The organism is Pseudomonas sp. ITEM 17296 (assembly GCF_028895205.1).
Classification (GTDB): domain Bacteria; phylum Pseudomonadota; class Gammaproteobacteria; order Pseudomonadales; family Pseudomonadaceae; genus Aquipseudomonas; species Aquipseudomonas kermanshahensis.
In genome coordinates this window covers 77,519-103,784 of record NZ_WJRS01000003.1, presented here as the reverse complement: position 1 = coordinate 103,784, position 26,266 = coordinate 77,519, and the positions used below count along the sequence as shown (strand labels likewise).

The window sequence follows — 26,266 nt, the reverse complement described above, 5'->3', positions numbered from 1 at the left end:
GTCAGCGCCAAGCCCCCCGACCGGAGACCCCCATGCCCCCCAAGCGCGAAGTCCCGACCTACGTCATGCAACAGCGCAGCGAGCTGATGGATTTCTACATCCGCGACCAGCGCGGCCGGCCGGCCGAAACCGCGCCACACCGACACGAGTATTTTCAGATCCAGGTCAATTTCGGCGGCGATACGGTGCAGCACATCGGCAGCGTGCAGCGCCCGTTCAAACGCAACACCCTGGCCTTCATCCTGCCGCACCGGGTGCATGTCATCCCGCACCCGGACGACAGCGATTTCGTGGTCATCAACTTTTCCCAGACATTCCTGCTGCCGCACCTGCCTTGCGACCCCATGGACCTGGAAGAAGTGTCGATACTGCAGGCCCCTGAACTGTCACCGTTCCGCTTCCAGGAACACCTGGATTTCCACCTCGCCGAGGCCGATTTCAGCGAGGTGCGGCGTATTCTCGGGCAGATGCGTGAACTCGATGCCAACCGCCGCTTCGGCAGCCGTGAAGTCCTCAAGGGCCTGTTGCTGCAACTGATCGGCCAGGTGTGCGGCTTGTACGCCGACCCCCTGCGCGAGCTGGCCGAGAGCAATGCCGCGCAACTCAGCCGGCGCGCCGCGTTGGGGCGCATGAGCGAGTACCTGCGCAGGCACATCGACGACCCCGACCTCAACCTGCAGAAGGTCGCCGCCGCCACGTACCTGTCGCCCACCTACCTGACCCATTGGCTGCGCAAGGAAATCGGCAAGACCTTCAGCGAATTGGTGCTGGAGCGGCGCATGCACGCCGCGCGCAATTACCTGCTTAACGGCAGCCGCCCGGTCGGCGAGGTGGCTCGGCTGTGCGGCTTTGCTGATGAAGCGTATTTTTCGCGGCGCTTCCGGCAGATCCATGGCTTGCCGCCGGGGCAGTTCCGCCGCCAGCAGCGCGACCCGGATACACCGCAGGTAGCCATGCGGTAAGCTTGAGGCCATGAACCTCGACACCCGCATCAAGTACCGCCACCTGCTGTGCTTCCTGGAGATTGCCCGGCAGGGCAGCCTGGCCAGGGCCGCAGACATCCTCGCCATCAGCCAGCCCGCGATTTCCAAGACGCTCAAGGAACTCGAAGCGCTGCTGGAAACACGCCTGTTCGAACGCAGCCGGCAGGGCGTCGAGCTGACCCCGGCCGGCACCCGCTTCATGCGGTATGCCGGGCCCAGCGTGCAGGCGCTGCGCGATGGCGTCAGCAGCCTGCGCGGCGAGGCGCGGGCACCGTCGCAGGTGCGCATTGGCGTGCTGTCCACGGTCGAGGGCTTGTTGATGCCCGAGGTGCTGTGCCGCCTGCATCAACGCCATGAGGCGTTGCTGATCAGCGTGGTGACCGGTGCCAGCGCGCAGTTGCTGGGCCAGCTACGCCTGGGTGAGCTGGAGCTGGTGGTGGGGCGTATGACCGACAGCCCCCAAATTCAGGGCCTGTCGTTCGAGCACCTGTACAGCGAATCGATGAGCCTGGTGGTGCGGCCGGGGCACCCGTTGCTGGCCAACACGCCTGTCGAGCGGGCACAGGTGGGGCGTTACCCCTTGGTGTTGCCGCCCCCCGGTACCACCATTCGCCAGCACGCCGACAGCCTGTTCGTCCAATGCGGTATCCAGATGCCCGCGCAACGCCTGGAAACCCTGTCGCTGGCCCTGAGCCGCCGCTACCTGCTGGGCAGTGATGCGGTGTGGGTGGCGCCACGGGATGCGGTGCTGATCGACCTGGGCCGTGGTGAGCTGGTCGAGCTCGACTTGGGCGTGCGCGAGCCGGGCGGGTCGGTGGGCCTGTGCCGCAACGCGGCGCTGGAGCAGAGCGTGCCAGGGCAGTGGGTGTGCGAGGTGCTGCGTGAGGTGGCGGGGCAGTACCGTGAGGGGCAATACCCCTGACAACTCAGAACGAAGTGAAATTTTTGGCGCGTTAACCCAGGCGAATTCGGCATAAAGGGTCAATACTGGCCAGTGGCTCTAATGTGTCAGATGAATAACCCTTTAAGTACTGAACTTCCTTAGCAAAACCCGCTCCTATGCCGGTAGCCATTGGTCATGGCCGCCTGCTAAGCTCGCGGCTTTACCCTGATTGCCCTTATGGCGCATGAACAAGGAAATAGCATGAAACAGCATCGTTTGGCGGCTGCGGTTGCCCTGGTAGGCCTGGTATTGGCTGGCTGCGACCAACAGGCCAGCAGCCCCGAGCTGAAGACTCCGGCACAGAAAGCCTCCTACGGTATCGGCCTGAACATGGGCAAGAGCCTGGCTCAGGAAGGCATGGAAGACCTTGATTCGAAAGCGGTCGCCCTCGGCATCGAAGACGCCGTCAGCAAGAAAGAGCAGCGCATCAAGGACGAAGAGCTGGTAGAAGCCTTCACCTCGCTGCAGAAGCGCGCCGAAGAGCGTCTGGCCAAGGCCAGCGAAGAAGCCGCCTCCGCCGGCAAGAAGTTCCTCGAAGAAAACGCCAAGAAGCCGGGTGTTGTCACCACCGCTTCGGGCCTGCAATACGAAGTGATCAAGAAGGCCGACGGCCCGCAGCCTAAGCCGACCGACGTGGTGACTGTTCACTACGAAGGCAAGCTGACCGATGGCAAGGTGTTCGACAGCTCCGTCGAGCGCGGCAGCCCGATCGACCTGCCTGTCAGCGGCGTGATCCCAGGTTGGGTCGAAGGCCTGCAACTGATGCACGTCGGCGAGAAGTACAAGCTGTTCATCCCGGCCGAACTGGCCTACGGTGCCCAGAGCCCGAGCCCGCTGATCCCTGCCAACTCGGTACTGGTGTTCGACCTTGAGCTGATCGCCATCAAAGACCCGGCCCAGCTGCAGGGTGCCGAGCCAGAAGCGCCAGCAGAAGAGCCTGCCAAGTAACACTGGCTGGTTTGCGTAAAACGCCCCGTCTTGACGGGGCGTTTTCGTTTGGGGCAATCGGCTGAGAAGAACCTCTGGCGGCTGATACTGTCCGAGCAATAGCAGCGTGATGAAGTAGGATGCTTCTGACGCAAATCGTTTGCGAACCTGAAACGACTGTGTAAAAAACGCCCGATCTGACCGGGACCCTTGCCTAGTGGGCACCTGACGTCAGAAACTTCGCCCTGTTCACAAGGTTATCCACAATAAATGTGGATAACCTGTCCCTCTCGGAGGCTCCATGAGCGCACCCTGGAATTTCGCCCGTTTTCTGCCGTTGGCCGAGCGCCTGCTCAGCCGCGGGCGGTTGCCGGCCTTGCTGTTCGCCGTGGCCCGCAAAGGCCCACGGATCGGCCAGCTGCGCGAGGATGTAAAGCTGCTGCAGTCGCTGTGCCTGGCCTGGTGGCGCGGCGAGTACAGCGCCATCAGCCCCAAAGCGCTGGTGACCATCGTTGCCGGCCTGTTGTACTTCGTCAGCCCTATCGACGCCATCCCCGACTGGCTGCTGGGCGTGGGCTTTCTTGACGACATCGCCGTGCTGGGTTGGGTGTTGAAGACCGTGGCCGATGAGCTGGCGCGTTTCAAAGCCTGGCGCGACAGCCAGGCCCCAGAGCGCTTGCGCGTGGTGGAACGCTTGCCGGATACCCCCGAAGCGCTGCGCCTGGAACGCAATACGCAGTGAAATCAGCCTGAGCTGCACAGACTCCCGTACTTGGTAATATAATTGGCATAAGGATTATGCCTACGGATTACATGCCGTAATCCTAAGTAAGGGGGTTGTAATGGGTATTCAGGTTATTAGCCGGGACGGTCAGCCCGAGTACGCCGTCGTTCCCTGGGAGCAATACCAGGCACTGCTGAAGGCAGCGGGGCAGCCGCCCGTCGAGGCGGGTGTCAGTGAAGTGCAAAGCGATGCTGCCAGTTCGGCACCTTTACCGGCGTTCAGCGAGGTGGCACAGATTCGTGAGGCGAAGGGCATCGCCCCTGAGCTTTTGGCGCGCAATGTGGGTGTGAGCCCCGCGTACCTGGCCATGATCGAGTCAGGCGAGCGACAGCCGGACGCTGCCATCCGCCGCGCCCTGGCCTGGCACCTGGGTGTGGCGGGTTGGAGCGAACCCTCATGAGCCAGGTCAGGATCAGCCGCCAGCACTGGCAGAGCCTGCTGGACGAGCTTGACCTGGCCCGTCGTCAACGTCATCTGCTGACGTATCGTGCGCTTATCGAGCGCTTGCAATTGCCCAGCCCGGCCATGCAGACGCTGACCGCCGCGCTGGAGTACCTGGCGGTGCTCGACGCCCGTGCCGAGCAGCCTTTGCGCAGTTCGCTGGTGATCAGCCAGGGTGCCAGCCGCTTGCCGCGCACCGGTTTTTTCGAGTGTGTAGAGCGGCTCGGGCGTTTTGCCGGGCCGGTCGATGGCATGGAAGCGGCGTCCTGGCATGCCTCGGAAGTGGTGCGGGTGTTCGAGTACCGTTACCCCGAAGAAGCCTGATTCAGCCGAGCGCAGTACTTTGTAGGAGCAGCCTCGTGCTGCGAAGAGGCCAGTGAAAACACCAAAGATCTGCGGTGTTTTCACTGGCCTCTTCGCAGCACAAGGCTGCTCCTACATACACAGAAAAGGGCCGGGTGTTTTCACACCCGGCCCTTTTGGTTAACGCATGCCTAGCCTCAGTGCTTGGCCACCTGCGAACTTGCGCTCAAGTAGTCGAGCAGAATGCGCCCTGTCTCGGACAGGTAGGCATCGTCTTCCGGCTTGGTGTTTTCATCTTCAGCCGGCAATGCGTCTTCATCTTCCTTCTTCAGCTCTTTGAGCGGCTCTTCACCTTTGGCCTTGCGGCGGATGTTTTCCAGGGCCAACTGCTTGCCCTCGATTTCATCGTGGCGGGCACGGCGTTCTTGCTCGTTGAGGCTGACGGTCTTCTCGTTCATCAGCTTCTGGGCCAGGGCCAGGCGGTCGCGGATGTAGGTGAACTCGGCATCCTTGGCGCTGCGCGCTTCATGCTGTGCCTTGAGCTGGGTCAGGTACGGCTTGAACGGGTCGGCCGCTGGCTTGACCACCGGGCGGATGGTGTCCCACGGCATCGCCTCGGGCAGGGCGCTCTCGCCGATTTCCTTGGTGTCGATGATCGATGGGTAGTCGATGTCCGGCAGCACGCCCTGGTGCTGGGTGCTCTGCCCAGACACCCGGTAGAACTTGGCCAAGGTCAGTTTCAGCTCACCATGGTTGAGCGGCTGGATGGTCTGCACGGTGCCTTTGCCGAAGGTCTGGCCACCGACGATCAGTGCGCGGTGGTAGTCCTGCATGGCACCGGCGAAGATCTCCGAGGCCGAGGCCGACAGGCGGTTGACCAGCAGTGCCAGCGGGCCTTTGTAGAAGGCGCCCGGGTTTTCGTCCTCGAGCACGTCGACACGGCCGTCGCTGTTGCGTACCAGCACCGTCGGGCCCTTGTCGATGAACAGGCTGGTCAGCTCGGTGGCTTCCTGCAGCGAACCGCCGCCGTTGTTGCGCAGGTCGATGACTACGCCATCGACTTTCTCTTTTTGCAGTTCGGTGAGCAGCTTTTTCACGTCACGCGTGGTGCTCTTGTACTCCGGATCACCGGCACGGTAGGCCTTGAAGTCCAGGTAGAAGGCCGGGATCTCGATGATGCCCAGCTTGTAGTCACGGCCGTCCTGCTTGAGCTTGAGCACCGACTTTTTCGCCGCCTGCTCTTCAAGCTTGACGGCTTCGCGGGTGATCGAAACGATCTTGCTGGTCTGGTCGCTCGGGGCATTGCTGGCCGGGATGACCTCCAGGCGCACCACCGAGCCTTTCGGGCCACGGATCAGCTTGACCACTTCGTCCAGGCGCCAGCCGACCACGTCGACCATTTCCTTGTTGCCCTGGGCCACGCCGATGATCTTGTCGGCCGGGGCGACCTGCTTGGTCTTGGCGGCAGGGCCTGCCGGCACCAGGCGGACGATCTTGACCTGGTCGTTGTCGCTTTGCAGTACTGCGCCGATGCCTTCGAGCGACAAGCTCATGTTGATGTCGAAGTTTTCTGCGTTGTCCGGCGACAGGTAGTTGGTGTGCGGGTCGTAGGACTGGGCGAAGGTATTGATGTAGGCCTGGAAGATATCCTCGGCACGGGTCTGGTCCAGGCGTGCCAGCTGGTTCTTGTAGCGCTTGGTCAGGGTTTCCTGGATCTGCTTGGGCTCTTTGCCAGCGATCTTCTGGCGCAGCACTTCGTCTTTGACACGCTTGCGCCACAGGTCGTCGAGCTCGGCCTGGTTTTTCATCCACGGGGCGTCCTTGCGGTCGATCAGCAAGGTTTCCTTGGTGGTGAAGTCGATCTTGTCGACGCCTTTGTTCAGCTCGGCCAGGGCAAAGTCCAGGCGCTGCTTGACGCGGTCAAGGTAGCGTTTGTAGATGGTGAAGCCCGGGTCGAGGTTGCCGCTTTTGAGGAAGTCGTCGAACTGCGTCTTCCACTTGTCGAACTCGGCGATGTCGGCCGCGGTGAAGTAGCTGCGCGCAGGGTCCAGCAGCTTGATGTAGCTGTCGTAGATGATCACCGAGCGGGCGTCATCGAGCGGTGGCTTGCTGTAGTGGTGGCGCTTGAGCAGTTCCACCACATTAAGGCTGGCGACGATCTCGTCGCGGTCCGGCTGCAGGCTGTCCCACTTGTTGGCGGCCGCCGCATTGCCGCCGAGCGTAAGGCTGCCGAGGCCAATCATCAGGGCCAGGGCGGTGCTTGGGAGGAAATGCTTCATGCTGATTCGACGTGGAGGCAATTGATCACGCATAGTAGGCCGTCTTTTCCGTTGCCGGTTCCATGGAGCCGGACAAATACTGCAAAAAGCCCGGGGCGAGGGTTCCCCAGGCTCAGTCATGATTCAACTATGGAGGCACTGTGAAGGCATTGCAAGGCGAAGACGGACATGTGGAGTGGGTCGAGGCCGAGCGCCCGGCCCTTGACGCGGGCCAAGTACGCATTCGCGTGGCTGCTGCGGGGCTGAACCGCGCCGACCTGTTGCAAATGAAGGGGCTGTACCCGCCACCGCCTGGCGCCAGCCCTTATATGGGCCTGGAGTGCGCCGGCATTATCGAAGAAGTTGGGCCGGGCGCCGATTGGCGTGTGGGCGAGCGGGTGTGTGCTTTGCTGGCCAGCGGTGCGATGGCTGAAGAAGTGGTGGTCGACGCCCGCCATGTGCTGCCGGTGCCTGAAGGCCTGAGCCTGCTCGAAGCGGCGGCGCTGCCTGAGGTGTACGCCACGGCGTGGTTGAACATCTTCCAGTTGGGCGCCGTCAAAGCCGGCGAGAAAGTGCTGGTGCACGCAGGGGCCAGCGGCGTGGGTTCGGCGGCGATCCAGTTGTGCAAGGCGTTTGGCAACCCGGTGTATGTGAGTGTTGGCTCGAAGGATCGCCTGGCCTACTGCGAAGCGCTGGGCGCTGCCGGCGGCGTGGTGCGTAACGAGAACCTCGATGCACTGGAAGGCGTTGGGCCGTTCGACGTGATTCTTGACCCGGTGGGTGCCAGTTATGGGGAACTCAACCTCAAGCTGCTGGCGCGTGACGGGCGTTGGGTGATCATCGGCCTGATGGGCGGGCGCAAGTTCGAGCTGGACCTGGCACAGGTGCTGGGTAAGCGCCTGGAAATCACCGGCTCAACGCTGCGCAACCGTGACGATGGCTTCAAGGCCGAGTTGCTGCGTGAGTTGCTGCAGCAGGTGTGGCCGCTGTTCGCCGAAGGGCGGTTGTCGGCGCAGTTGGTGGATACCTACCCGGTGGAATTTGCCCAGGCGGCGTATGCCGAGCTTGAGACTAACCAAGTGTCGGGCAAGCTGGTGATGGTGATCGATCCGAGCCTGGTGTAAGCAGGCCCGGCCTCTTCGCGGGGCAAGCCCGCTCCCACAGGTAAATCACTGATCCTGAGCCTGTGATATTCCTGTGGGAGCGGGCTTGCCCCGCGAAGAGGCCAGTATGTTCAGCGCAATGATCAGCGCCAAGTCAGAGTCGGCCAGCCATTGATCTCTGCATGCTCGCGCAACACCGCATCTGGGTTCACCACAAACGGATGGTCCACCTTCAACAACAACGGCAGATCGTTCCGCGAATCGGAATAGAAACTCGCCCCTTCCAGGTTCTCCTGCTCCTGATCCAGCCACTCCAACAACCGGGTGATCTTGCCTTCACGGTAGGTCAGCACCCCATGGGTCTTGCCGGTGTACACCCCATTCACCGCCTCCAGCTCGATCGCCAGGTACTCGTCCACGCCCAACCGCGCCGCAATCGGCCCGACCAAGTGCGTACCCGAGGCGGAAATGATCAGGATACGGTCGCCACGCTTGCGATGCTCAGCGATGCAGCGGCAGGCGTCGCCGAAAATGATCGGCTCGATAACGTCCTCCACCCACGGCTCCACCAGGTGCTCGACCTCTTCCAGGGTGCGCCCGGCAATCGGCTCCAGGCTGAAGGCCATGTAGTCCTCCATCGCCAGGTGGCCCTTGCCATAGGCCTCCATCAATTCATGGTCGCGACGCAGGAAGTCCTTGCCGTCGACCCAGCCCAGCCGGGCCATCTGCTCGCTCCACAGTGACGCGCAGTCGCCGTGAATCAGGGTTTCGTCCAGATCGAAAATTGCCAGTGCCATTGTGTTGAATCTCCTTAAGCCACTTCCCGCAGCGCTGTGGGGTCGATCGACAAGGATACTCGCTGGCCGTCCGGATGCAGGTCGGCAGACGAGCGGTTGAGCACGTCGACCACCAGTTCCACCTCACGTACCCGCACCCGGTAACGGATGACGTTGCCCAGCAGGCTGTGGCTGCGCACCTCACCGTCCAGCTCGCCATTCAGGCCCAGGGTGATGGATTCGGGGCGAATGGCCAGGCGGCTGGCCACCGGGCGTTGCAGCAGGCGGCTTGCGCTTTCCGGGTCGAGCAGGTTGTAGTTGCCGATAAAGCCCGCAGCAAACAGGTCCACGGGGGCGGTGTAGAGGGTTTCGGCATCGCCGCTCTGGACGATGCGGCCCTGGTTCATCAGGAAGATGCGGTCTGACATTGTCAAGGCCTCTTCCTGGTCGTGGGTGACGAAGATGGTGGTCAGCCCCAGTTCACGCTGGATCGCGCGAATCTGCTCGCGCAGGTGCTTGCGAATGCGCGCATCCAGCGCCGACAGCGGCTCGTCGAGCAGCAGCAGGCGCGGGCGGGTCACCAGTGAACGGGCCAGGGCCACGCGCTGGCATTGGCCACCCGACAGCTGGTGCGGGTAGCGCCCGGCGAAGCTGCCCAGTTCCACCAGGTCGAGCACCTCACGCACCCGCGCCTGGCTCTCGTCGGCCTTGACCTTTTGCATGCGCAGGCCAAAGGCAACGTTCTGTTCCACGGTCATGTTGGGGAACAGCGCGTAGCTCTGGAACACCATGCCGATGCCGCGCTTCTGCGGGCTCAGTGGCACGATGTCCTGGCCATCGAGCAGGATGCGCCCCCCGTCCACCGGGGTCAGCCCGGCGATGCAGCGCAGCAGGGTGGACTTGCCGCAGCCGGAAGGGCCGAGCAGGGTGACGAACTCGCCGCGTTCGATCTGGCAGTCGATGTTTTCGAACACCGGTGTGCCGGCATAGCGTTTGTGCAGTTGCTGTACGCTGACGAAGCTCATGTCAGGTCTTGTCCTTGTTCAGGCGGTTGGCGACCCAGGTGAGTACCAGCACGAAGGCGAAGTAGGAGATCACCAGCGCGCTGTTGAAGTGGCCGCTGCTGTTGCGCATGTTGTTCAGGTACACCTGCAGCGTCTCGTAGCGGGTGCCGACCAGCAGGTTGGCGAACACGAACTCGCCGAACAGGAACGAGAACGACAGCAGCAGGGCCACCATCAGGCCTTTGCGCAGGTTCGGCAGCACCACCAGAAACGCCGCTTGCCAGGTGCTGGCCCCGAGCAGGTGGGCGGCGTCCATCAGGTCGCGCAGGTTGATCGCCTGCAGGTTGTTGGTGATCGCCCGGTACATGAACGGCAGGGCGATGGTGAAATAGCAGCCGATCAGAATCCACGGGGTGCCGACCATGGCCATGGGCCCGCTGCCATACAGTTGCAGCAACCCCACTGCGGACACCACCGGCGGCACCGCGAACGGCAGCAGGATGAGGATGTTCATCAGCGCGTCGAGCTTGGGGAAGTGGTAGTGCACCACGAACAGCAGCGGCAGGATCAGCACCACCGACAGTATCAGTGCGCCCACGCACACCAGCAGCGACTGGCCGAACGCCGCCAGAAAGCGCGGCTCGCTCCACAGCGCCACGTACCACTTCAGGGTCAGGCCGCTGGGCAGCAGGCTGGCCGACCAGCTGGTGGCCACGGAGTAGAGCAGGGTGCCGGCCAGCGGCAGCAGCAAAATCAGGAACAGCAGGTACACCACCAGGCGGTGGTAGAGGCTGCTGGCGTTGGTTTCAGCGCGCATGGTAGCTCCTTTTCAGCAGCCATTGATGGACCACCGTGACCAGCGTCATCAGCCCCACCAGCACCATGGCCAGGGCACTCGCAAGGTTGGGGTCGAGGCTGATGTCACCGGCCACCAGGCCAGCGATGCGGATCGGCAGCACGTTGAAGTTGCCGGTGGTCAACGCATACACCGTGGCATAGGCGCCCAGGGCATTGGCCAAGAGGATGACGAAGGTGCCGAGCAAGGCCGGGGTCAGCACCGGCAGGCCGATATGGCGCCAGAACTGCCAGTGGTTGGCCCCGAGCAGGGCGGCCGACTCACGCCAGTCTTCACGCAAGGCATCGAACGCCGGGTACAGCAACAGCACGCCCAAGGGGATCTGGAAGTAGGTGTACACCAGGATCAGCCCGCTTTTGGAGTAGATGCTGAAGTCTTCCAGCAGGCCGATCTGTTTAAGCAGCAGGGTCAGTGCGCCGTTGAAACCCAGCAGGATGATGAAGGCGAAGGCCAGTGGCACGCCGGAGAAGTTGCTGGTCATGTTGGCGAAGGCACTGACGAAGTCGCGCAGCCGCGAATCCACCTGGCGCAGCGAGTAGGCCCCGAGGGTAGCGATGACGATACCGAACAGGCTCGACCAGAAGCTGATCTCCAGGCTGCGCTGCAAGGCCTGCAGGTAGAACTTCGAGGCGAACACCTTGCTGAAGTTTTCCAAGCCCCAGCCCGCCTCGGACTGCACGCTGTTGATCGCCACCCAGGCCAGCGGGGCGATCTGGAAGATGATGAAGAACACAGCGAATGGCAGCAGACAGAGCAGGGCAAGGTAACGGCCGCGATGGCTGGCATTCACTTGAGCAGCTCCCGGCACACGGTCTTGTCGTGGGCCACGCCAAGCAGCTCGCAGATGGTGCCGCACAACTCGGTTTGCAGCGGCTTGGCAGCAGGGTCGAGGCTGAAGCCATCGCCAAAGACGAACAAGGGGACCTCGCGTTCCTCGGCCAGCAAGCCATTGTGCGAGCGGTCGTTGTTCATGCCGTGGTCGGCGGTGACCAGCACCTGATAGCCCTCTTCGAGCCAGCGCGGCAGGTAGTCGGCCAAGAGGATGTCGGCGCTGCGTGCCGCGTTGCGGTACTGGCTGCTGTCCAGGCCATGGCGGTGGCCGACGTCGTCGATGCTCATCGGGTGCACCAGCAGGAAGTTCGGTGCATGCCGGCGGCGCAGGTATTCGGCGTCGGCCAGCAAGTGCGAATCGGGGTAGCGGTCGTCCCAGTAGAACAGGCCGTGCTGGATCGGCAGCTTCGGCGCATGGGTGTGGCGGTCGCGCTGCGCATCGAACGGCGAGCGGTTGTACAGCTCGCTCATCCAGTGATAGGCCGCCGCCGCAGTACCCAGCCCCGCTTCACGGGCGTAGTGGAACACGCTGCGCTGGTTGGACAGGCGGTTGACGTTGTTGTGCACGATGCCGCTGTCGATCGGCGTCACACCGGTGAGGATGCATTCGTACAGCGGCCGTGACAGAGACGGCAGCTCGCATTCTACGCGGTACAGCGCGGCGCGATCGGCCTCGACGTAGGCGTGCAGGTGGCCCATGGCATGGTGGGCGACCTGGTGGTTGAGGCCGTCGAGCAGGACCAGGATGACGTTGTGTTGCATGGTGGCTCCAGTCAATAACCGCGTTGTCCTCTTCGCGGGTAAACCCGCTCCCACAAAGTCATCGCTATCCCCGAGGGCTGCGCTGTATCTGTGGGAGCGGGTTCACCCGCGAAGAGGCCGGTTCAGGCGCTAGAGATCTAGCCCCTTACTCCATCTCGATGATCACTTGCTCCTGCCACTTCTGCGGCAGTGCCTTCGAAGTCGCTTCCCAAGCAGCGGCATCCTTGATCGGCTGGGCAGCACCATACTGCTCGTTAGGCAGTAGCTTGGCCTGCACATCGGCCGGCAGCTTCAGGTGCTCGGCGCGGATCGGCCGGGCGTGGCCGATGGCGAGGTTAGTCTGCCCGGCATCGCTGAAGATGTACTCACGCGCCAGCTTGGCTGCGTTCGGGTGCTTGGCGTACTTGTTGATGATGGTGGTATAGCCCGAGGTGATCGAGCCGTCCGATGGGATCAGCACTTCGAAGCGCTTGGGGTCGATCTGATCACGGTAGCTCAGGCCATTGAAGTCCCACACCACACCCACTTCCACTTCACCTTTTTCCAGGGTCTGGATGGTCGGGTTGGCCAGCGACAGGCGCTTCTGCTGGGCCAGCTTGGTGAACAGTTGCAGGCCTGGCTCGATGTTGCTTTCGCTGCCTTTGTAGGCGATGGCTGCGGCCAGTACACCATTGGCCGCCTGGGCGGCGGTGCCGACATCGCCAATGGCAACCTTGTACTTGCCTTTCTCCAGGTCATGCCAGGTTTTCGGGCGTTCTTCTTCTTTCACCAGGTCCTTGTTGATGATGAAGGCGATGGTGCCGGTATAGGCCAGCGCCCAGTGCCCGTCCTTGTCCTTGGCCCATTCGGGTACCTGGTCCCAGGTGCTCGGCTTGTACGGTTGGCTCACGCCCTTGGTCACGGCAATCGGGCCAAAGGCGGCACCGACGTCGCCGATGTCGGCACTGGCATTGTCTTTTTCGGCCTCGAACTTGGCGATTTCCTGGGCCGAGCTCATGTCGGTGTCGCTGTGCTTGAGGCCGTATTTATTGGCCAGGTCCTCCCAGGTGCCTTTCCAGTTGGCCCAGGCATCGGGCATGCCCACGCTGTTGACGGTGCCTTCCTTGCGGGCGGCGTCTTCCAGGGCCTTGAGGTCGTTGCCGGCGGCCATGGCCGTGGTACACAGGGCGATAGCCGAACCGAGCAGTGACGCCATGAAGAACTTTTTCATCCGAAGCTCCTTGGGTGGGTGCCTGTTGCGATCGTTGTCGTGAATGAGGCAGTTGTCAGCGACCTTTGGTCTAGGTCAGCAAACCTTGAGCCAAGGTAGGCCGCTTGCGTGACAGTTTGATGTAGGGGGAGGCTTCAACCGGGGGTTCCGGCTGCCTGAAAATACAGCGTAGACCAGATCGCAGGCCCTGATTTAGCGGGCTTGGCCCGAAACTGGCAAAGCCCGTGTGGTGCCTTTGTCACAGGATGTTCATCAGCCCTGCCTAGGCTTGCACTACTCTCCAATTGCCCCGTCATGGGGCTGGCCTAGTCCAGATAGGTAACCTTTGATGCAACCGATGCCCCCGCGTGCGGTAACAGCCATCTGCCACGCCCTGCAGGAGCAGATCGAACACGGCCTGCTGGCGCCGGGTGGCAAGCTGCCGGCCGAGCGCAAGCTGAGCGAGGTGTTCGATACCACGCGCATTACCCTGCGCGAGGCCTTGGCACAGCTGGAGGCCCAGGGGCTGATCTACCGGGAAGAGCGGCGCGGCTGGTTCGTCGCGCCCCAGCGGCTGACCTATGACCTGATCGAGCGTAGCCACTTTCATGCGATGGTGCGTGACCAGGGGCGGGTGCCGAGTACCGAGCTGTTGTCGGCGCGGCTGCAGCCGGCTTCTGCCGTTGTCTGCGCACGGCTGCAATTGCCGGCGTTGTCCAGTGTGGTGCGGATCTGCCGGCTGCGGCGTATCGATGGGCGGGCGGTGCTGTATGCCGAGCACTACCTGAACCCGCGGTATTTCCCGGGCATTCTCGAGCAGGACCTGGCGCAGTCGCTGACCGAGATTTATGGGCGGGTATACGGCATCGGCTATGGGCAGGTGTGCTTCGAGATTCTGCCGACGGCGTTGCCGATCGAGGCAGCGGCCGCGTTGAAGGTGTCGGTCGGCAGCCCGGGGCTACACATCACCCGGGTCAACAGTGATCAGCAGGGGCACCTGATCGACTGTGACCTGGAATATTGGCGGCATGATGCAATCCGCATCCGCGCTCAGGCGGGGTAATGGGGTGGCTTCTTCGCGGGCAAGCCCGCTCCCACAGGATCACCACAGCTGCGAACACTGTGAGGTCCCTGTGGGAGCGGGCTTGCCCGCGAAGAGGCCCTAACTGGAGGAACTGGTTTCGCTCATACCGCCACCGCCCGCCGTCACCACCTGCACCGACAACCGCGGCGTCGCCAGGTCCAGCCCCGCTTCATCCAGCTGGCGCTTCAACGCCAGGTTGAACGCCCGCGACACTTCCCATTGCTTGATCGGCGCGGTCTTGAAGCGCGCTCGCAAAATCGCCGAGCCCGACTCGAAGCTCTCTACGCCCTGCAGCTCCAGCGGCGACCAGATATTGCGGCGCATCAACGGGTCGTTACGCAGTTTCTGCCCCACCTCGCGGATCAGCGTGATGGCCTGGTCGATGTTCATGCTGTGCGGGATCGCTACGCGGAAAATCGCGTAACCGAACTCCCGCGAGTAGTTCTTGATGCTCTTGATTTCGCTGAACGGGATGGTGTGCACGATGCCGTCGATGTCGCGCAGGCGCACGGTGCGGATGGTCAGGCCCTCGACCGTCCCCAGGTGCCCACCGACATCCACATAGTCGTCGATGGCCAGCGAATCCTCGATGATGATGAACAACCCGGTGATCAGGTCGGCCACCAAGGACTGGGCGCCAAAACCGATGGCCAGGCCGATCACACCGGCACCGGCCAGCAGCGGGGTGACGTTCATGCCCATGTTGGCCAGGGCAACGATCACCGCGATGATGAAGATGGCCACGAACATGACGTTGCGGATCAGCGGCATCATGGTTTGCGCGCGGGCGTTGGCCAGCCCGCGGCGCGAACGCACCAAGGCGTGGTGCACGGCCGTGTCGGCCAGGATCCACACCAGCCAGGCGGCGATCAGCGTGCCGGCCAGGCCCAGCAGGCGCAGGCTCACCTCGTGGCCGTCGCCTTCGGCGAAGGTGATCATCGACAAGCCCCACACGCGCAGCCCCAACTCGATGAACAGCAGCCAGATGAACAGGTGCACCAGGGCATAGGCGAAGTTGCGCAAGCGCTCGGTGTACACCGCCTGGCGCTTGTTGGCGCGTTTGGGGTTGGCCGCGTGGCGGCGCACCAGGCCGTTGAGCACCATGCACACCACCACCAGCACCGTGCACATCAACGACTGGCGCAGGGCGGTACTGGTGTCGCCGGCCGAGACGAAGGTCGCGAACAGCGAAATACCCACCAGAATCAACGCGGGCGCGAACCAGAAGCTGCCAAGGATCTCGATGGTGTCGCTCAGGGTGCGCCGGGTCAGGCGCCGGTCCAAGGGTTGGTTGCGGATCAGGTGGGCGATCGGGCGGCGGAACCGCAGGATGAACAGCCCGGTGCAGATCGCCGCGATGACGTTGGCCAAGGTGGCCAGGGCATGGGCCAGGTGGGTGCCGAGGGCGACGGTCAGCCTAGGGTCGCTCATGGCCTCACCGAAGGCGGCAAAGCTGCCGATCAGCCACAGCGGGCGGAAGGCCTGGTGCCGCAGGATATGCAGGGCGCGGTGGCGGTGCGGGCCGTCGAGCAGCGAGAAGGCGATCACGCAGATGGCCGAGAAGCAGGTGCCGACCACCAACGCATACGCCAGCACCATGGCCATCGACTTGCCCAGCGACGAGGGCAGGGCGAAGCTCAGGTACACGGTGAACACCAGGGCCACCAGCCAGGGCCCGAGCTTGCGCAAGGCAAAGCGCACCAGGTCCCAGGTGCGCGGGTGCTGGGGCAGCTCTTCGGTCAGGCCGAAGCGTAGCCGTACCCGGTGGCCAATCCAGTTGAAGGCGTATGCCAGCAGGCTCCAGACCGCGATGATCGCGGCAAAGCCGAACAGGATCGCCGGCCACTGGTGCACCGGGACCACCAGTTCGGTCAGTTCTGCCTGGGCTTGCTCGATTTCCGCCGCCCAGCGGTGGAAGGGGCTGGCATCGCCGCTGAACTGCTGTTCGAAGTCATGCAAAGCACCACCGATCAGGCCTAGCACGCCCTGTTCGACGGTGGGTTGTGATTGCTTGGTGGCGTCGCGCAGTTTTTTCAGGTCGGCCAGCAACTTGGCGCGTTGCTGGTCGTTTTCGAGGTTTTTGATCACCTCGTCCAGCGACTTGCCCAACGGCTCGGTGGCCTCAGGCTGCGCAGGCGCGCTGGAGCCGAGCAGGCTCGGCAGGCCCGCGGCCTGAACCGGGGTGATGAACAATAACAGCAGCAGGGACAGGCAACGCAGAAGGGCAGGCACCGGGAAATCTACCTCAGGTCAAACGATGGACCGAGTGTAGAGGTTTATGTGGGCAGTTTCTCCAGGATCTTCCAGCAGGTGAGGCCGAAGATGCCCAGTGTGCCGATCCACATCATCAGCACACCGATGTTGCGCTCGCGCAGGCTGAAGCCGATGGTCAGCAGCAGCAGGAACAGAAACACCGGCACGAACAGGGACAGGAAGGGGGACATGGACAGCAATCCTTTTGCAGTGGGGCCATGTAATAAGCATAGCGGGTAGCAGGCGAAGCGGGTTGACCTTGAGCAAGGTGGCCGGACGCGCTGCCTTTTTTGCCTTGTGTAGGAGCAGCCTTGTGCTGCGAAGAGGCCGGTACATAATGCCCCGTTTTATGGGGCTGTACCGGCCTCTTCGCAGCACAAGGCTGCTCCTACACGATGGCGTTACGGCAGGTCGCGGCTGCAGTAGAACGCCGTCAGCACTTTCACCAGGTGCGCCAGGTCATGGCTGCCGCACAACTCGCGGATCGAGTGCATGGCAAAGGTCGGCAAGCCGATATCGACCGTGCGCACGCCCAGGTTGCTGGCGGTGATTGGGCCGATGGTCGAGCCGCAACCCATGTCGCTACGCACCACGAAGCTCTGCACCGGTACTTCTTCGGCCATGCACAGGTGGCGGAAGAACCCGGCGGTTTCGCTGTTAGTGGCGTAGCGCTGGTTGTTGTTGACCTTGATCACCGGCCCGGCGTTGAGCTTGGGCCCGTGGTTGCCGTCGTGCTTGTCGGCATAGTTGGGGTGCACGCCATGGGCGTTGTCAGCCGACACCATCAGCGAGCGCTGAATGGTCCGCACATAGCTGTCACCCTCGGGCAGCAGGCGTTGCAAGGTCTGCTCGAGCATGGGGCCGTCGGCGCCACAGGCCGAGCACGAGCCAACTTCTTCGTGGTCGTTGCATACCAGCACGCAGGTTTCGTCGCTGTCGGCAGCCAGCAGCGCTTGCAGGCCGGCATAGCACGACAGCAGGTTGTCCAGGCGGGCACCGGCGATGAAGTCGCGGTTGATGCCGATCAGCGCGGCATCCTGGGTGTCGTAGAAGCTCAGCTCGTAGTCCAGCACCACGTCGGCGTTGAGCTCGTGCTCACGGGCCAGCTGTTCGGTGAGCAGCGCGCGGAAGTCGATGCGCTCGTCGCCGGCGACCTGGGCCAGGATGGGCGGCAGTTCGTTCTGCGGGTTGATCTGCCAGCCTTCGTTGGCGGTGCGGTTGAGGTGGATCGCCAGGTTGGGGATCACCGCGATGGGCAGCTTGAAGTCGATCAGCTGGCTTTCGACCTTGCCGTCACGGCGGAAGGTGACCCGGCCGGCCAGGGACAGGTCGCGGTCGAACCAGGGTGCCAGCAGCGCACCGCCGTAAACCTCGACGCCCAGCTGCAGGAAGCCTTGGCGTTGCAGCTCGGGTTGCGGCTTGACGCGCAGGCACGGGCTGTCGGTGTGGGCACCGACCATGCGGATACCGCCAAGCAGGGGCGCTTGCTTGCCCAGTTTGATAGCGATGATCGAGGAGTCGTTGCGGGTGACGTAATACCGACCACCCGGCACCGTTGACCAGCTGTCGCGCTCGTCCAGGCGCTGGTAGCCGGCGGCCTCGAGGCGCTGGGCCAGGCTGGCGGTGGCATGGAAGGGCGTGGGGGAGGCCTTGAGGAAATCGATCAGGCCAGTGTTCAGTGCTTCGCGCATAACTCACTCCAGACAGCAGTGGCGCGAGTTTAACGCAGATAGATCACAAATTGTGTCGGCCTCTTCGCGGGGCGAGCCCGCTCCCACAAAGACCTCGCAAACCCTGTAGGAGCGGGCTTGCCCGCGAAGAGGCCGGAACTGCCACCCATCAATCAGAACGGTGCCGGGCACTCGAACTTCAACCGCTCCCCGCTGACCGGGTGGGTGAAGCTCAGCATTGCCGCATGCAGGCACAACCGGTCATGGGCCGCCAAGGCTTCAGGGTTGGCATACAAGCGGTCACCCAGCAGCGGGTGGCCGATCGAAAGCATGTGCACGCGCAGTTGGTGCGAGCGCCCGGTAATCGGCGTCAACTCGACCCGGCAGTGGTCGCCGCAACGCTCCAGGACGCGCCAGAAGGTCAGGGCATGCTTGCCTTGCTCATGGTCCACCACATGCCGTGGCTTGGTCGGCGGGTCGTAGCGCAGGGGCAGGTCGATGCTGCCGCTGTCCAGCGCCGGCTGGCCCCAGCACAGGGCGGTATAGGCCTTTTCGGTCTCGCGGTCGTGGAACTGGCGCGACAGCTCGCGGTGGCTGTCGGCATCGCGGGCCAGCAGGATGATGCCGGAGGTTTCCCAGTCCAGACGGTGCACGATCAGCGCATCGGGGTAGCCGTTTTCCTGCAGGCGGGTGATCAGGCAGTCCTTGTTGTCATCGGCACGGCCGGGCACCGACAGCAGCAGGGTTGGCTTGTTGACCACCAGGATGGCGGCGTCTTCGTGGAGGATCTGGACGTTTGACAGCGGCATTGCGTGGTCTCGGTTAAATCGGGGAAAACCATTGGGGCCGCGTTGCGGCCCTTTCGCGGCACAAGGCAGCTCCTACAGAGATCACGCAGTCCCCTGTAGGAGCGGCCTTGTGCCGCGAAAGGGCTGCAACGCAGCCCCAACTTTCAGCCGGATCAGCGATCAGGCAAGGTAATGTTCAGCTCCAGAATCGAGCAGCTGCCCTGGTTTTCCAGCTCGATGTGCACATCATCGTTGCCGATGTTCACATACTTGCGGATCACTTCGAGCAGTTCTTTCTGCAGTGCCGGGAGGTAGTCCGGTTCGCTGCGCTGGCCGCGCTCATGCGCCACGATGATCTGTAGACGCTCTTTCGCCACCGACGCGCTGGTCTGTTTCTGTCTGCCACGAAAGAAGTCAAAAAGGTTCATGGTTTACTTGCCTCCAAACAGGCGCGCGAAGAATCCTTGCTTCGGCACTTCGATGAACCGCAGGGGCTTTTCTTTGCCCAGCAGACGGTCGACGGTGTCGCTATAGGCCTGGCCGGCATCGCTCTGGTCGTCGAGGATGACCGGGATGCCCTGGTTGGAAGCCTTGAGCACTGCCTGGGACTCGGGGATCACGCCCTTGAGCTTGATCGCGAGGATGTCGGTAACGTCGTCGATGCTCAGCATCTCGCCTTTCTCGACGCGCTCAGGGTGGTAGCGGGTGATCAGCAGGTGTTCCTTGATCGGCTCTTCGCCGTTCTCGGAGCGGCGCGACTTGCTCGACAGGATGCCCAGCATGCGGTCCGAGTCACGTACCGAGGAAACCTCAGGGTTGGTCACGACGATGGCTTCGTCGGCGAAGTACATCGCCAGGTGCGCGCCTTTTTCGATACCGGCCGGGGAGTCGCAGATGACGTACTCGAAGTCATTCTTGAGTTCCATCAGCACTTTCTCGACGCCTTCCTGGGTCAGCGCGTCCTTGTCACGGGTCTGGCTGGCGGCCAGGACGTACAGATTCTCGAGGCGCTTGTCCTTGATCAGGGCTTGCTGCAGGTTGGCTTCGCCGTTGACCACGTTGACGAAGTCGTACACCACGCGGCGCTCGCAGCCCATGATCAGGTCGAGGTTACGCAGGCCCACGTCGAAGTCGACGATGACTGTCTTGTGGCCGCGCAGTGCGAGGCCGGTGCCGATGGCGGCGCTGGTGGTGGTCTTGCCCACACCCCCCTTGCCGGAAGTAACGACGAGAATCTTGGCCAAGGTGTTTCACCCCTAAATAAGTCGGGACAGGTGTCCCAGCAATATGCAAAAAACGGCAACAGGTAAAAAAGTTGCTCTAAAAATGACGGCAAGTATCCGTTAAAGACGGGTGATGTTCAACACGTCACCAGACAGGCTGACTTGCACGCCGAAGCCCCACAGCGGGTCGCGGCGCAGGTCTTCGCAGACCTTGTACTGGCCCGCGATCGAGACCATTTCCGCCGTCATCTGCTGGCAGAAAATGCGTGCTTTGGTGTTGCCTTTGATGCCCGCCAGGGCGCGGCCGCGCATGGCGCCGTACACATGGATGTTGCCATCGGCCAGAAGTTCCGCACCCGGGCTGACCGACGCAGTCACCACCAGGTCGCCGCCTTGGGCGTAGATCTGCTGGCCGCCACGCACCGGCGAGGTAATGATGCGGGTCGGGCGGATTTCCGGTTCGGCTGCAGGCGCCGGCGCCGGTTCGGGCTTTTTCACCTCAGGCTCGGGCTCCAGCGGCCGTTCGCGCGCGCCGGACGGCGGCAGCACCGGGAGGTCGATGGCGATCGCCGCGGCGATGTCCTCGATGCGGTTGGCGCGGATCGCCAGGGTACGCAGGCCATGGTGGCGGCAGATACGCATCAAGCCGGGCAGGTCGATGGCGCCTTCGCTGGCCGGCAGCTTGTCCAGCGCCAGCACCAGCGGCGTGTTGCTGAAAAAGTTGGGTGCCTGCGCGACTTTGGCGGCCAATTGGCGGTCGAGGGCTTCAAGGTCATTGCGCGCCAGTTCCAGCACAGTGATGGCGAGCATGCTGCCCTTGAGCTGGAACACGGAGGCGGTGTCGGGGGTCTGGTTTAGGCTCATGGTCTGCATAGACGGCTTGTTGCGAAAAAAGTGCCCTGACTTATAACGAGAACACCCGTTGCCCGCAACATGCGCTGATCCGTTGTAGAATGCGCGGCCTTTGTCTTTCCGGAAGCTTCAATGGAACGCCCGCGTTTTCGCCCCTATTTCCTTCACCCCAGATTCTGGGGCCTGTGGCTGGGCCTGGGCCTGCTGTGGCTGATCGTCCAGCTGCCTTACCGGGCCCTGCTGTGGGTCGGCACTGCCCTGGGCGCAGTGATGTACCGGGTTGCCGGCGAGCGTCGACGCATCGCCGCGCGCAACCTTGAACTGTGTTTCCCTGAAATGTCCGACGACGAACGGCAGCGTTTGTTGAAGGCCAACTTCGCCTCCACCGGCATCGCCTTCTTCGAAATGGCCATGAGCTGGTGGTGGCCCAAGGCCAGGTTGGCACGCCTGGCACATATCGAAGGCCTCGAGCACCTGCAGGCTGCCCAGCAGGCAGGGCAGGGCGCGATTCTGATGGCCGTGCACTTCACCACCCTGGAAATCGGCGCCGCGCTGCTGGGCCAGCAGCACACCATCGATGGCATGTACCGCGAGCACGGCAACCCGCTGTTCGACTTCATCCAGCGCAGCGGCCGTGAGCGGCACAACCTCGACTCGTTGGCGGTGGAGCGTGAAGACGTACGCGGCATGCTCAAGCTGCTGCGTTCGGGCCGGGCGATCTGGTATGCGCCCGACCAGGATTACGGCGCCAAGCAGAGCCTGTTCGTGCCGTTGTTCGGCATCCCGGCGGCGACCGTGACCGCCACCACCAAGTTCGCCCGCCTGGGCAAGGCGCAGGTCATCCCCTTTACCCAGAAGCGCCTGGAAGATGGCAGCGGCTATCGTTTGGTGATCCATCCGCCGCTGGCGGACTTCCCCGGGGAGAGTGAAGAAGCGGACTGCCTGCGCATCAACCAGTGGATCGAGGGTGTGTTGCGTGAGTGCCCCGAGCAGTACCTGTGGGCGCACCGGCGCTTCAAGTCGCGGCCCGAGGGTGCGCCTAGGCTGTATGACAAGAAGAAACGCTGATGCCAGGCCCGGCCTCTCCTTGTAGGAGCAGCCTTGTGCTGCGAAGAGGCCGGGGAATGCTGCCGATTATCTTTAAGGCTGCACCGGCCTCTTCGCAGCACAAGGCTGCTCCTACAGGAAGGATGCCATGGCCCCACCTCCGGTAACCGGTCTGATCCTCTCTGGCGGCGGCGCCCGTGCCGCTTATCAGGTCGGCGTATTGGCCGGCATCGCTGAACTGCTACCCCCGGCCGCGCCCAACCCCTTCCCGGTCATCGTCGGCACGTCGGCTGGCGCCATCAATGCGGTCACCCTCGCCAGCGGCGCTACCCGCTTCACCGAAACCGTGCGCAACCTCACCGCCTTCTGGCAAAACTTTCGCAGCCACCTGGTGCTGCGCAGCGACTGGCCGGGGGTAATCCGCCAGGCCAGCCGCTTCGTCAGCCATAGCCTGCTGGGCCTGGGTGGCCATGCGCCGGTGGCGCTGCTCGACAGCAGCCCCTTGCGCGGCCTGCTGCAAGCGCACCTGGACCTGGACGGCATCGGCCACGCCCTGGCCACCGAACAACTGCGCGCCGTGGCGGTGACTGCATTCGGCTACGAGTCGGGGCAGGCGGTGACCTTCTACCAGGGCCGCGGCACCATCGAGGCGTGGTTGCGCCACCGCCGCATAGGCGTACCCACGCCGTTGACCATCGACCACTTGCTGGCCAGTGCGGCAATCCCGCTGTTGTTCGCGCCGGTCAGGCTGGGCGACGAGTACTACGGTGACGGCGCGGTGCGCCAGTCGGCACCGATCAGCCCGGCGTTGCACTTGGGGGCCAGCCGGGTGCTGGTGGTCGGGGTTAGCGGCAACCCTCAGCGGCCATCGCCGCCGCGGCCCACCCAGCGAGTGTTCAGTGGCCAGCAGCCGAGCTTGGCGCAGATTGGTGGGCACATGCTCAACAGCACCTTCATTGACAGCCTGGAAGACGACATCGAACTGCTGCAGCGGCTCAACCACCTTAGCCACTTGCTGCCTGCCCACCTGGATGCACGGCGCCTGGGGCTGGCGCCGGTGGAAGTATTGGTGGTGGCGCCCAGCCAGCCGCTGGACGAAATCGCTGCGCGGCACCGGCGTGAATTGCCGGCGGCGTTGCGGCTGTTCTTGCGTGGGCCGGGGGCGACGCGGACCAGTGGGGCGGGGGTGCTGAGTTATTTGCTGTTCGAGGCGAGTTATTGCAGTGAGCTGATCGAGCTGGGGCGCAGGGATGCGTTGGTCAAGCGGCGCGAACTGGAGCAGTTTCTGGGGATTTGATGCAAGCAGTGCTGGCCTCTTCGCGGGCAAGCCCGCTCCCACAGGGGTATCACTGGCCTGAGCGCAGTGGGGTACCTGTAGGAGCGGGCTTGCCCGCGAAGAGGCCAGTAGCTATTTACTCAGCAATCTGCAGCTTGCGCGCCTGGGTATACACATATCGAACCTTCTCATACTCGAACGGCGAGTTGAGCTGGCCATAGCGGAATTTGGTGGTATAGCGCTTGTCCACCACCTGCAGGGCAAAGATTTCCGGGTGATCGGTACTGGTTTCCGGCACATTGAGGAAGTTGACCGCCTGCTCGCCCGCATAGTCCACCACCAGCCCGGTGGTATCGCGCAGGTTCGAGGGGCCCAGCACCGGCAGCATCAGGTACGGCCCGTCCGGCACACCATAAAAGCCCAGGGTCTGGCCAAAGTCTTCACTCTGGCGCGGCAGGCCCATCTTGGTCGCCGGGTCCCACAGCCCACCAACCCCGATCAGCGTGTTGAACATCAACCGTGCGGTGATTTCCGCCGAGCGCTTGGCTTTCAGTTGCAACACACTGTTGAACAGGTTCGGCACATCGCCGAGGTTGTTGAAGAAGTTGCTCACCCCGGTGCGCACGAAACGCGGTGTTACATACTGATAGCCGCTCACCACGGGCAGCAGCACCCATTGGTCGAGGCGGTAGTTGAAGTGGTAGATGCGCCGGTTGATTGATTCCAGTGGGTCGTAGACGTTCAGCGCCTCCAGGGTGGAGCGTTCGAACTCGCGCTGGTCCAGGCCTGGGTTGAATTTCAATGCGCGCAACGGGTCGATGAAACCATCGGCCTCCGGTGGCAGCGGCGCGGCGGTAACCTGCGGGTCGGCCTCGACCACGCTGGCGCGCGGTGCGACCTCCGCGGCCAGGGCGTTGCCAGCGACGAGCAGGGCAGTGGCGAAGAGGAGTTTGTTAACCACGGAAGAACTCCAGCATGGCGTCGCTGTTGACGCGGTAGTTGAGGTTGCCGCAATGGCCGCCATGGGGGTAAAGGGTCAGGCGGTCACCGAACACCTTGCGCAAGAAGCCGATATCGCCTGGGCCGAGGATGACGTCGTCGGCGTTGTGCATCACGGCAATTTTCGGGCTGTCGCGCAGGTAGTCTTCCAGCGCATACAGGCTGACCTGGTTAACCAACTGCAGGATGCTGTTGCCATCGGTGCGGGCGCGCCACATCGGGATCACCTGCTCGGTCATGTAGCAGTCGAAGTCGCACTGCAGGGCACGCTTGAAGAACGGCGTGAGGCTGCTGCCCTCGGTGATCGGGAACTTCGGCGGAATGATCAGCCCGCGGCGGTTGATCAGGTCGGAGGTAAAGGCGATATCGGCTGCCGAGAAGCGGAACGAGGTGCCGATCAGCATGGCCATCTGCTCGTTGGACAGGTGCTGGCGCGACTGCTGGAAGTCGTACAGCAGGGCTTCGTTGAGGTCGATATAGCCCTTGTCCTGGAAGTAACGGGTCAGCTTGGTGAGCATCAGCTCGTAGAACGTGGTGCTGCGGTCGATGCCTTTGACCTGGGTTTGCACCAGTTTGTCGAGGTTGTTGATCGAGGTGTACAGGTTGACCGGCGGGTTGAGCAGCAGCACACGCTTGAAGTTGAAGCTGCGCCGGGTCTCGTCCAGGTGGCTGACGAACGCCGCGTCCAGCGCGCCGAGGCTGTAGCCGGTGAGGTAGAACTCGCTGATCGGCAAACGCGGGTGCTGGGCGCGCACGGCCTGCATCACCCGGTACATGTCTTCAGCGTCATCCTGGCTGATACCCGGGGTGGCGAAGCGCGACGCCGCACTCATGAAGTCGTAGCTGGTGGGCGAGGACAGTTGCACCACGTGGTAGCCGGCTTGGTAGTACAGCTTTTTCAGGTATTCGTTGATGCTGCTGGAATAAGGGGCACCGGTGCCAGCGATCAGGAAAATCAGCGGCGCCTTGTGGTCCTGACGGGCCAGGCGGTACTTGAGCTTTTTTACCGACCAGAAGTTGTCGGGCAGGGTGAACTCACGCTCGGGTCGCAGGTTGAGGCTGTAGTCGTCCTGGTCGATGTCCTCATCGCTGGGCAAGGTTGGGCGTTGCTCCGGCGGCGTGGTGGCGATGGTCGCCTCGAACGGGTTGGTCAAGGGGTAGCCATAGCTCGCGGCGTCGATATCCCGCGCCGAAGCGGCCACAGCCATGAGCAGGCCGCCGAGCAGGGCAGCGAGGCGCAAAGATCGATGCATGTAACCCCCAAAAAGAAATACAAGGTGTTGCGGTGTGCAGGCTAGGACCACGGCAGTATGGGCAAAGTTGCCAAGTGCGGTGGTCTTTGGTGTGCTTGTTATCTGCAACATAGCTGCAGGAAGGTGATTTTGCCTTACAACCGGCCTTGGGCGATCATGCACGATTTCGATTTCCGCTATTGGAGAACTGGATGTCTCGTTCGCTACCGATCATTGCCTTGCTGTTATTTCTGCCTGCGTGGCTGGCCGCCAGCTATGGCGTGCGTTATGGGTTGATGGAAGACGCGCAGTGGGTGGGTCTGTGTGCGGCGCCCGAGGCGTTCTGGCAATGCCAGGTGCGCTCGCTGCTGGGGCTGGGTATTCATTTTCAGGTCATCGCCTGGAGTGGGCTTGGCCTGGCGCTGGTGGCGCAGGTGGTTGCGGGTCGGGTTGGGTGGTGGCTGGCAGGTTTGGCGTTGGTGTTCGCGATACCGGCGCTGGTGCTGTATACCGCCAGTATTGCGGTGTTTGCCGTGGTGCTGGCCGGGTTGCGGCTGGTGCGGCAACCGCGTCGCGGCTGATAGGGTCCGCTGTGCGGCCCATCGCAGGCAAGCCAGCTCCTACAGGTCTGCGCTGTACCTGTAGGAGCTGGCTTGCCTGCGATGGGCCGCACAGCGGACCC

27 protein-coding genes are annotated in these 26,266 nt (G+C 63.0%); 11 read left to right on the top strand and 16 right to left on the bottom strand.

Annotation, left to right across the window (positions count from 1 at the left end):
- Positions 1–32 precede the first annotated feature (32 nt).
- From GIB19_RS04890 to GIB19_RS04865, 6 genes are all read left to right on the top strand, one after another.
- Positions 33–962 carry a helix-turn-helix transcriptional regulator gene (locus GIB19_RS04890; protein ID WP_274884008.1) on the top strand — a complete coding sequence of 310 codons (930 nt, stop codon included), beginning with the start codon at positions 33–35 and terminating at the stop codon, positions 960–962.
- A gap of 10 nt (positions 963–972) precedes the next feature.
- On the top strand, positions 973–1,905 hold the full coding sequence (pcaQ, locus tag GIB19_RS04885) for a pca operon transcription factor PcaQ (protein WP_099428531.1): 933 nt from the start codon (positions 973–975) through the stop codon (positions 1,903–1,905).
- Positions 1,906–2,127: 222 nt separating this feature from the next.
- Positions 2,128–2,874, top strand: a complete 747-nt coding sequence (locus tag GIB19_RS04880; protein WP_027595900.1) for an FKBP-type peptidyl-prolyl cis-trans isomerase — start codon at positions 2,128–2,130, stop codon at positions 2,872–2,874.
- A gap of 280 nt (positions 2,875–3,154) precedes the next feature.
- Entirely contained in the window at positions 3,155–3,595 is a 441-nt protein-coding gene (locus GIB19_RS04875) for a YkvA family protein (protein ID WP_099428532.1), read from the top strand.
- A 100-nt stretch (positions 3,596–3,695) separates the two neighbouring features.
- Positions 3,696–4,037 carry a helix-turn-helix domain-containing protein gene (locus GIB19_RS04870; protein ID WP_099428533.1) on the top strand — a complete coding sequence of 114 codons (342 nt, stop codon included), beginning with the start codon at positions 3,696–3,698 and terminating at the stop codon, positions 4,035–4,037.
- On the top strand, positions 4,034–4,402 hold the full coding sequence (locus tag GIB19_RS04865; RefSeq protein ID WP_027595903.1) for a hypothetical protein: 369 nt from the start codon (positions 4,034–4,036) through the stop codon (positions 4,400–4,402). The genes GIB19_RS04870 and GIB19_RS04865 overlap by 4 nt, the downstream gene beginning before the upstream one ends.
- Positions 4,403–4,578: 176 nt before the next feature.
- Here the strand turns inward: GIB19_RS04865 and GIB19_RS04860 are convergent, their stop codons facing one another.
- Positions 4,579–6,660: a carboxy terminal-processing peptidase gene (locus GIB19_RS04860; protein ID WP_027595904.1), complete on the bottom strand. Its 2,082-nt coding sequence runs from the start codon at positions 6,658–6,660 to the stop codon at positions 4,579–4,581.
- A gap of 140 nt (positions 6,661–6,800) precedes the next feature.
- On the opposite strand from GIB19_RS04860, the gene GIB19_RS04855 reads away from it, so the two are divergent.
- Positions 6,801–7,763 (top strand): NAD(P)H-quinone oxidoreductase, encoded by a 963-nt coding sequence (locus GIB19_RS04855; RefSeq protein WP_274884004.1) that lies wholly within the window; start codon positions 6,801–6,803, stop codon positions 7,761–7,763.
- A 122-nt stretch (positions 7,764–7,885) separates the two neighbouring features.
- Here the strand turns inward: GIB19_RS04855 and GIB19_RS04850 are convergent, their stop codons facing one another.
- The 6 genes from GIB19_RS04850 to GIB19_RS04825 form a co-directional block, all read right to left on the bottom strand.
- On the bottom strand, positions 7,886–8,539 hold the full coding sequence (locus GIB19_RS04850) for an HAD family hydrolase (protein ID WP_274884002.1): 654 nt from the start codon (positions 8,537–8,539) through the stop codon (positions 7,886–7,888).
- A gap of 14 nt (positions 8,540–8,553) precedes the next feature.
- Positions 8,554–9,543, bottom strand: a complete 990-nt coding sequence (locus GIB19_RS04845; protein WP_027595907.1) for an ABC transporter ATP-binding protein — start codon at positions 9,541–9,543, stop codon at positions 8,554–8,556.
- Between the two features lies 1 nt (position 9,544).
- Entirely contained in the window at positions 9,545–10,339 is a 795-nt protein-coding gene (locus GIB19_RS04840) for an ABC transporter permease (protein WP_274884001.1), read from the bottom strand.
- Positions 10,329–11,168, bottom strand: coding sequence for an ABC transporter permease (locus GIB19_RS04835; protein ID WP_274884000.1), 840 nt, complete (start codon positions 11,166–11,168; stop codon positions 10,329–10,331). Before GIB19_RS04835 ends, GIB19_RS04840 begins: the two co-directional genes overlap by 11 nt.
- The gene (locus GIB19_RS04830; protein WP_027595910.1) at positions 11,165–11,971 is read right to left on the bottom strand and encodes an alkaline phosphatase family protein; all 807 of its coding nucleotides are present in this window, start codon (positions 11,969–11,971) and stop codon (positions 11,165–11,167) included. The genes GIB19_RS04835 and GIB19_RS04830 overlap by 4 nt, the downstream gene beginning before the upstream one ends.
- Positions 11,972–12,116: 145 nt before the next feature.
- A complete protein-coding gene (locus GIB19_RS04825; protein ID WP_274883998.1) occupies positions 12,117–13,181 on the bottom strand; it encodes an ABC transporter substrate-binding protein in 1,065 nt (354 codons plus the stop codon).
- Positions 13,182–13,509: 328 nt separating this feature from the next.
- Between GIB19_RS04825 and GIB19_RS04820 the strand changes: the two genes are divergently transcribed.
- Positions 13,510–14,223, top strand: coding sequence for a UTRA domain-containing protein (locus tag GIB19_RS04820; protein WP_099428539.1), 714 nt, complete (start codon positions 13,510–13,512; stop codon positions 14,221–14,223).
- Positions 14,224–14,322: 99 nt separating this feature from the next.
- Here the strand turns inward: GIB19_RS04820 and GIB19_RS04815 are convergent, their stop codons facing one another.
- The 7 genes from GIB19_RS04815 to minC all read right to left on the bottom strand — a co-directional run bounded on the left by GIB19_RS04815 (position 14,323) and on the right by minC (position 21,051).
- On the bottom strand, positions 14,323–16,476 hold the full coding sequence (locus tag GIB19_RS04815) for a mechanosensitive ion channel family protein (RefSeq protein ID WP_027595913.1): 2,154 nt from the start codon (positions 16,474–16,476) through the stop codon (positions 14,323–14,325).
- 44 nt (positions 16,477–16,520) lie between these two features.
- A complete protein-coding gene (locus GIB19_RS04810; protein ID WP_167334464.1) occupies positions 16,521–16,688 on the bottom strand; it encodes a hypothetical protein in 168 nt (55 codons plus the stop codon).
- 210 nt (positions 16,689–16,898) lie between these two features.
- On the bottom strand, positions 16,899–18,188 hold the full coding sequence (locus tag GIB19_RS04805; protein WP_274883991.1) for a M18 family aminopeptidase: 1,290 nt from the start codon (positions 18,186–18,188) through the stop codon (positions 16,899–16,901).
- A 152-nt stretch (positions 18,189–18,340) separates the two neighbouring features.
- Positions 18,341–18,976 (bottom strand): RluA family pseudouridine synthase, encoded by a 636-nt coding sequence (locus tag GIB19_RS04800; RefSeq protein WP_274883990.1) that lies wholly within the window; start codon positions 18,974–18,976, stop codon positions 18,341–18,343.
- Positions 18,977–19,128: 152 nt separating this feature from the next.
- A complete protein-coding gene (gene minE / locus GIB19_RS04795) occupies positions 19,129–19,383 on the bottom strand; it encodes a cell division topological specificity factor MinE (protein ID WP_003252572.1) in 255 nt (84 codons plus the stop codon).
- Positions 19,384–19,386: 3 nt separating this feature from the next.
- Positions 19,387–20,199: a septum site-determining protein MinD gene (gene minD, locus GIB19_RS04790; protein WP_027595916.1), complete on the bottom strand. Its 813-nt coding sequence runs from the start codon at positions 20,197–20,199 to the stop codon at positions 19,387–19,389.
- Between the two features lie 99 nt (positions 20,200–20,298).
- On the bottom strand, positions 20,299–21,051 hold the full coding sequence (gene minC / locus GIB19_RS04785; RefSeq protein WP_027595917.1) for a septum site-determining protein MinC: 753 nt from the start codon (positions 21,049–21,051) through the stop codon (positions 20,299–20,301).
- A gap of 111 nt (positions 21,052–21,162) precedes the next feature.
- On the opposite strand from minC, the gene GIB19_RS04780 reads away from it, so the two are divergent.
- Both GIB19_RS04780 and GIB19_RS04775 read left to right on the top strand, forming a co-directional pair.
- Positions 21,163–22,098 (top strand): lipid A biosynthesis lauroyl acyltransferase, encoded by a 936-nt coding sequence (locus GIB19_RS04780; protein WP_027595918.1) that lies wholly within the window; start codon positions 21,163–21,165, stop codon positions 22,096–22,098.
- Between the two features lie 127 nt (positions 22,099–22,225).
- Entirely contained in the window at positions 22,226–23,374 is a 1,149-nt protein-coding gene (locus tag GIB19_RS04775; RefSeq protein WP_099428540.1) for a patatin-like phospholipase family protein, read from the top strand.
- A gap of 115 nt (positions 23,375–23,489) precedes the next feature.
- On the opposite strand, the gene GIB19_RS04770 is transcribed toward GIB19_RS04775, so the two are convergent.
- Both GIB19_RS04770 and GIB19_RS04765 read right to left on the bottom strand, forming a co-directional pair.
- Positions 23,490–24,233 carry an MlaA family lipoprotein gene (locus tag GIB19_RS04770; RefSeq protein ID WP_374707410.1) on the bottom strand — a complete coding sequence of 248 codons (744 nt, stop codon included), beginning with the start codon at positions 24,231–24,233 and terminating at the stop codon, positions 23,490–23,492.
- Positions 24,234–24,306: 73 nt separating this feature from the next.
- Complete coding sequence (locus tag GIB19_RS04765; protein ID WP_027595921.1) at positions 24,307–25,605, bottom strand: serine/threonine protein kinase; 1,299 nt, start codon at positions 25,603–25,605, stop codon at positions 24,307–24,309.
- Between the two features lie 191 nt (positions 25,606–25,796).
- Between GIB19_RS04765 and GIB19_RS04760 the strand changes: the two genes are divergently transcribed.
- Positions 25,797–26,165 (top strand): hypothetical protein, encoded by a 369-nt coding sequence (locus tag GIB19_RS04760; RefSeq protein WP_274883971.1) that lies wholly within the window; start codon positions 25,797–25,799, stop codon positions 26,163–26,165.
- Positions 26,166–26,266: the final 101 nt, after the last annotated feature.

Excerpts from the sequence above, each read along its gene's own strand:
- GIB19_RS04775 (WP_099428540.1), top strand. The coding sequence starts at position 22,226 with ATGGCCCCACCTCCGGTAACCGGTCTGATCCTCTCTGGCGGCGGCGCC.
- GIB19_RS04890 (WP_274884008.1), top strand. The coding sequence starts at position 33 with ATGCCCCCCAAGCGCGAAGTCCCGACCTACGTCATGCAACAGCGCAGC.
- GIB19_RS04810 (WP_167334464.1), bottom strand. The coding sequence starts at position 16,688 with ATGTCCCCCTTCCTGTCCCTGTTCGTGCCGGTGTTTCTGTTCCTGCTG.
- minE (WP_003252572.1), bottom strand. The coding sequence starts at position 19,383 with ATGAACCTTTTTGACTTCTTTCGTGGCAGACAGAAACAGACCAGCGCG.
- GIB19_RS04840 (WP_274884001.1), bottom strand. The coding sequence starts at position 10,339 with ATGCGCGCTGAAACCAACGCCAGCAGCCTCTACCACCGCCTGGTGGTG.
- GIB19_RS04870 (WP_099428533.1), top strand. The coding sequence starts at position 3,696 with ATGGGTATTCAGGTTATTAGCCGGGACGGTCAGCCCGAGTACGCCGTC.
- GIB19_RS04830 (WP_027595910.1), bottom strand. The coding sequence starts at position 11,971 with ATGCAACACAACGTCATCCTGGTCCTGCTCGACGGCCTCAACCACCAG.
- GIB19_RS04820 (WP_099428539.1), top strand. The coding sequence starts at position 13,510 with ATGCAACCGATGCCCCCGCGTGCGGTAACAGCCATCTGCCACGCCCTG.
- GIB19_RS04875 (WP_099428532.1), top strand. The coding sequence starts at position 3,155 with ATGAGCGCACCCTGGAATTTCGCCCGTTTTCTGCCGTTGGCCGAGCGC.
- GIB19_RS04845 (WP_027595907.1), bottom strand. The coding sequence starts at position 9,543 with ATGAGCTTCGTCAGCGTACAGCAACTGCACAAACGCTATGCCGGCACA.
- GIB19_RS04805 (WP_274883991.1), bottom strand. The coding sequence starts at position 18,188 with ATGCGCGAAGCACTGAACACTGGCCTGATCGATTTCCTCAAGGCCTCC.
- GIB19_RS04880 (WP_027595900.1), top strand. The coding sequence starts at position 2,128 with ATGAAACAGCATCGTTTGGCGGCTGCGGTTGCCCTGGTAGGCCTGGTA.
- GIB19_RS04865 (WP_027595903.1), top strand. The coding sequence starts at position 4,034 with ATGAGCCAGGTCAGGATCAGCCGCCAGCACTGGCAGAGCCTGCTGGAC.
- GIB19_RS04825 (WP_274883998.1), bottom strand. The coding sequence starts at position 13,181 with ATGAAAAAGTTCTTCATGGCGTCACTGCTCGGTTCGGCTATCGCCCTG.
- GIB19_RS04860 (WP_027595904.1), bottom strand. The coding sequence starts at position 6,660 with ATGAAGCATTTCCTCCCAAGCACCGCCCTGGCCCTGATGATTGGCCTC.
- GIB19_RS04800 (WP_274883990.1), bottom strand. The coding sequence starts at position 18,976 with ATGCCGCTGTCAAACGTCCAGATCCTCCACGAAGACGCCGCCATCCTG.
- GIB19_RS04760 (WP_274883971.1), top strand. The coding sequence starts at position 25,797 with ATGTCTCGTTCGCTACCGATCATTGCCTTGCTGTTATTTCTGCCTGCG.
- GIB19_RS04780 (WP_027595918.1), top strand. The coding sequence starts at position 21,163 with ATGGAACGCCCGCGTTTTCGCCCCTATTTCCTTCACCCCAGATTCTGG.
- GIB19_RS04765 (WP_027595921.1), bottom strand. The coding sequence starts at position 25,605 with ATGCATCGATCTTTGCGCCTCGCTGCCCTGCTCGGCGGCCTGCTCATG.
- GIB19_RS04850 (WP_274884002.1), bottom strand. The coding sequence starts at position 8,539 with ATGGCACTGGCAATTTTCGATCTGGACGAAACCCTGATTCACGGCGAC.
- minC (WP_027595917.1), bottom strand. The coding sequence starts at position 21,051 with ATGCAGACCATGAGCCTAAACCAGACCCCCGACACCGCCTCCGTGTTC.
- pcaQ (WP_099428531.1), top strand. The coding sequence starts at position 973 with ATGAACCTCGACACCCGCATCAAGTACCGCCACCTGCTGTGCTTCCTG.